Origin of the sequence: Reyranella sp. (assembly GCF_004296935.1) — a bacterium.
Lineage (GTDB): Bacteria > Pseudomonadota > Alphaproteobacteria > Reyranellales > Reyranellaceae > Reyranella.
Genome location: NZ_SCVH01000005.1, coordinates 1 through 4553 on the forward strand (window position 1 = coordinate 1; position 4553 = coordinate 4553).

The 4553-nt window shown below is 65.9% G+C and carries 6 protein-coding genes; 4 read left to right on the forward strand and 2 right to left on the reverse strand.

Annotated elements, in window-relative coordinates:
- Nucleotides 1-370: hypothetical protein (locus EPO55_RS00395; protein ID WP_296334395.1), on the forward strand; the 370-nt coding region annotated here is incomplete at its 5' end.
- Between the two features lie 2 nt (nucleotides 371-372).
- The gene (locus tag EPO55_RS00400) at nucleotides 373-810 is read left to right on the forward strand and encodes a hypothetical protein (RefSeq protein WP_296334396.1); all 438 of its coding nucleotides are present in this window, start codon (nucleotides 373-375) and stop codon (nucleotides 808-810) included.
- 126 nt (nucleotides 811-936) lie between these two features.
- On the opposite strand, the gene hemA is transcribed toward EPO55_RS00400, so the two are convergent.
- The gene (gene hemA, locus EPO55_RS00405; protein ID WP_296334397.1) at nucleotides 937-2160 is read right to left on the reverse strand and encodes a 5-aminolevulinate synthase; all 1224 of its coding nucleotides are present in this window, start codon (nucleotides 2158-2160) and stop codon (nucleotides 937-939) included.
- Between the two features lie 272 nt (nucleotides 2161-2432).
- Between hemA and EPO55_RS00410 the strand changes: the two genes are divergently transcribed.
- The gene (locus tag EPO55_RS00410) at nucleotides 2433-3011 is read left to right on the forward strand and encodes a ferritin-like domain-containing protein (RefSeq protein WP_296334398.1); all 579 of its coding nucleotides are present in this window, start codon (nucleotides 2433-2435) and stop codon (nucleotides 3009-3011) included.
- Nucleotides 3012-3013: 2 nt separating this feature from the next.
- On the forward strand, nucleotides 3014-3382 hold the full coding sequence (locus EPO55_RS00415; RefSeq protein WP_296334399.1) for a c-type cytochrome: 369 nt from the start codon (nucleotides 3014-3016) through the stop codon (nucleotides 3380-3382).
- Between the two features lie 90 nt (nucleotides 3383-3472).
- On the opposite strand, the gene EPO55_RS00420 is transcribed toward EPO55_RS00415, so the two are convergent.
- Nucleotides 3473-4543, reverse strand: a complete 1071-nt coding sequence (locus EPO55_RS00420; protein ID WP_363718183.1) for an aminotransferase class III-fold pyridoxal phosphate-dependent enzyme — start codon at nucleotides 4541-4543, stop codon at nucleotides 3473-3475.
- Nucleotides 4544-4553 lie beyond the last annotated feature (10 nt).

Here is a 4553-nt window from a genome sequence, read left to right on the forward strand (position 1 = left end):
TTCTGGAGGTAAAAAAATGGCACTCGACAAGAAGATCTGGCTGAACGACGCCTACGAAATCCTTGGCTCGATTGCCGATCAAGATTTTCTGCGAGACGCATGGTCCGGGAAGAGCAGGTATATTTCCACGCCGACCGAAATCTACAATGAAGTATTCAGCGATGCCTTCCTCGGCGAGTATGCGCGCCCTGAGCTCGGTCTCGACGAAGCGCAGAAAGCGGCAGGAAAGACGTTCATCGACAGCATGGAGCACTTCGACAGTATCGGCGGTCCCGAATTGCCGTGGCAGGAAGTGATCGACCATCCCGGTTGGATCGAGGTGCGCGAAGCGGCGGCGAGGTTCCTCGCTCTGCTTCGGCCTGCTACCTGACGATGGAATTCGGCAAGTCGCATCTGCTGGCACGCGAGCCTCGGGGCCATACCTTGCAGACGTCGGTGCGGCTCCAGCGCAGGTCGAGAATGCGCCGGGTGCACGTCTGTGGCGACTGGCATCTGTTCATTCAAGGCGATTGGAAGGTCGCCGTGGAAGACGAATGGCTGCACAGCGACGATGAGATCGTCCAGCATTCCGTGAAGGAGGATTGCCTGTCCAATCTCGAAGGTCAGCGCCTCATCGCCGTCGATACTGCCGAGGACAGCCGGCACCTGAGCCTCGTTTTCGATTTGGGTGGCAAGCTCGAAGTCTGGCCGCCGGCCGAAGACGACGACTCTCAATGGTCCTTGCATGGCCGGGATGGCAACGTCGCGGCCATGAGTCACGACGGCGAATTGGCGTTCGAAGTTGGCGAAGCTTGCCGCGAGGCAACCTGAAGGAAGCGGGCTCGCGCCCGTCGGCAGGTGGCGGTGGCATGAGGAAATTCCCGACACGGCTCGCATTCTTCGACACGCGGGCGTCGGCAAAAGCGACGATCTGCTGTCGACCGAGGCGAGGCCGCCCTACTCGGCGGCGGCGCGGCGGCCGAGGCCCAGCACCTGCCAGACGTCCTGCAGCGCCGCCACCAGGCGGGTCATGTCCTCGTCGCTGTGCAGCGGCGTGGGCGTGAGTCTCAGGCGCTCGGTGCCGCGCGGCACGGTGGGATAGTTGATCGGCTGGACGTAAATCGAATGGCGATCGAGCAACAGGTCGCTCGCCTGCTTGCAGAGCGCGGCATCGTCCACCGACACCGGCACGATATGCGTGGTCGAAGGCATGACCGGCAGGCCGGCTGCCGCCAGGCGGCGCTTCAGCGTCGCGGCACGTTCCTGGTGGCGCACACGCAACTCGGGATGGGCGCTGACGTGGCGCACGCTGGCGAGCGCCGCGGCGGCGATGGCGGGCGGCAGCGAGGTGGTGAAGATGAAGCCCGAACCGCAGGAACGGACGAAATCGACCGTCGCGGCGGAAGCGGCGATATAGCCGCCGACGACACCGAACGCCTTGGCGAGCGTGCCCTGCACGATGTCGACTTCTGCCAGCACGCCGTCGCGCTCCGCCACGCCCGCACCGCGCGCGCCGTACATGCCGACGGCGTGGACTTCGTCGAGGTAGGTGAGGGCGCCATAACGGTGGGCCACGTCGCACAACGCGCCGATCGGCGAGATGTCGCCATCCATCGAGTAGACTGATTCGAAGGCCACGATCTTGGGCGTCTTGGGATCGGCCGCGGCCAGCAGTTCCTCGAGGTGGCCCACGTCGTTGTGGCGGAAGATCTTGCGCACGGCGCCCGAGTGGCGGATGCCGGCGATCATCGAGGCGTGGTTGAACGCGTCGGAATAGAGTTCGCAGCCCGGCAGCAGGGCGCCCAGCGTCTGCAGCGTGGTCTCGTTGGCGACATAGCCCGAGGTGAAGACGAGGGCGGCGTCCTTCTCATGAAGCTGGGCCAGCTCGCGCTCGAGAGCTGCGTGCAGCGTGTTGGTGCCCGAGATATTGCGGGTGCCGCCCGCGCCCGAGCCCTGGGCGCCGATCGCGGCCTGCATGGCCTCGATCACGGCCGGATGCTGGCCCATGGCGAGATAGTCGTTGCTGCACCACACAGTGACATCGCGCGGCGCCTGGCCGTCACGGTGGAGCCGCGCGCGTGGAAAAGCGCCCGCGATCCGCTCCAGCTCGGCGAACACGCGATAGCGGCCCTCGTCGTGCAGGCGGCGCAGGTGGCCGGCGAAGAATGCCTCGTAATCCATTGTCCCGATGTCTCCCCGCGCCGCCGATCTTAGTCGGAAGGCCCGTCTGCGATAGGCGCATTTTGGTCGCGGTTCACCCCGACGCCTTGAGGAATCGCAAACACGAACGCGTGAAGCTTCAGATTAGAGTGGTTCTCAATCGCATAAAGTGATCGCGATCCTCTCACCGAGGCGTGACGGAGGGTGAACGATCCGGCGCGAGCCGGCGCCGCGTAGGTCTCGCACGGAAGGCGCGATCCGCTCCCTCCGAAAGCAAACGAGGAGACTCTAACGTGACTCAGTCCATTGACTTCCGTCGCCGCGGCATCCTGCGCGCGTCCGGTGCCACCGTCCTGTCCGCGTCGGCCGTGGCACTTCTTGCCGGCTGCGAGAAGATGGCCGTCGCCCAGACCAGCAACGCCGCCGGCGACGTCGGCATCCTGAACACCGCGCTCGCGCTCGAGTACGAGGCGATCAGCGCCTATCAGCTCGGCGCCATGAGCGGCCTGCTGCAGAAGCCCGTCCTGGAGATCGCCGTCATGTTCCAGACCCACCACAAGGAACATCGCGACGCGTTGATCGCCACCATCCGCAAGCTGGGCGGTGCGCCGGTTGCGGCCAAGAGCGATGCCGAGGTCGGCCAGGCGCTCAATGCCGCGTCGCTGAAGAGCCAGGCCGACGTGCTGCGCCTCGCGCAGCGGCTCGAGAAGGGCGCGGCCAACGCCTACATCGGCGTCATCCCGTCGTTCGGCGATAGGGCGCTGGCCCAGGTCTCGGCGCGCCTCGCCGCCGACGAGGTGATGCACTGGACGGTACTGTCGCAGGCCTTGAAGGATCCGCTGCCGGCCAAGGCGCTCAGCTTCGGAGCGTGATCGTGAAGGCACTGGCATCCGCGGTACTCGCGGCCCTCGTTCTCGGCGTGACGGTCCCGGCTCATGCAGCCGACGCCGCGCACGGCCAGGAACTCTACGAGTCGCGCTGCGGCGGATGCCATTCGCTCGACGCCAACCGCGTCGGTCCGGCACATCGCGGCGTGTTCGGTCGCAAGGCCGGCACGGCGCCGGGCTTCAGTTACTCGCCCGCGGTGAAGAATTCAGGCGTGGTCTGGGACGACAAGACCCTGGATGCGTGGCTCACCAATCCGCAGGCGCTGATCCCGGGCCAGCGGATGAACTTCCGGGTCGCGACCGCCGAAGATCGTGCCGACATCATCGCCTACCTGCGCCAGCAGTCCGGACGCTGACGCGGCGTCTCCCCCGGCGCCGTCTCAGCTTGCCGGGACGGGTGGAAGTGCACCGAACGATTCCCCCCGGTCGGTGTGCTTCCGCCCACTTTATCCCTTGAAGTGGCCTTCCGACTTGAGCTCGGCCATCGCCGCATCGAGCGACTGGCGCAGCCGCCCGAACAGGTCGGCGAGTTCGGCCTCGTTGATGATCAGCGGCGGGCAGACGGCGACGCGGTCGCCCATGTTGCGCACGAACAGGCCGAGTGCCTGTGCGTTGTTGGCGACCTTGGTGCCGGCCGCGCCGACCGCACCGATCTCGAAGGCCGCCTTGGTCTTCTTGTCGGCGACAACCTCGAGGGCGCCGACCATGCCCACGCTCATCGCCTCGCCGATCAACGGATGGTCGGCGAACGACTGGATGTGCTTCTGGAAGATCGGGGTCATGCGCTTGGCGTGCCCGAACAGGTCGATCTCGTCGTAGATCTTCTGTGCTTCGAGGGCGACGGCGGCGGCGACGGGATGGCCGGAGTAGGTGAAGCCGTGGCCCCAGGTGCCGATCTTGTCGCTCTCCATCATCAGCGCCTGATAGACCTTGTCGTTGATCATCACTGCCGAGATCGGCAGGAACGAGGCCGACAGCGCCTTGGCGCAGGTCAGGATGTCGGGCTTGATGCCCATCGTCTGGCAGCCCCAGACATTGCCGGTGCGCCCGAAGCCGCAGATCACCTCGTCGGCGACGAACAGCATGTCGTACTTCCTGCAGACGGCCTGGATCTTCTCGTAGTAGCCCTTGGGCGGCACGATCACGCCGCCGGCGCCCATGACCGGCTCGCAGATCATCGCCGCCACCTGGTCGGCGCCACCTTCCTTGATGATCAGCGCCTCGAGTTCCTCGGCGCAGCGCGTGGCGAACTGCTCCTCGCTCTCGCCGGCCGCGCCGAAGCGGTAGTAGTGCGGGCAGCCGGTATGTACGATGCCGGCGATCGGCAGGTCGAAGGAGCGGTGGTTGTTGGGCAGGCCGGTCAGGCTGCCCGCCGCCACGGTGATGCCGTGATAGCCCTTGATGCGGGAGACGATCTTCTTCTTCTGCGGCCGGCCCAGCGCATTGTTCATGTACCACACCAACTTCAAGAAGCACGAGGCCACCGGTCCGCTGACCATCGTGCGCGGCCGCGGCATCTACGTGACG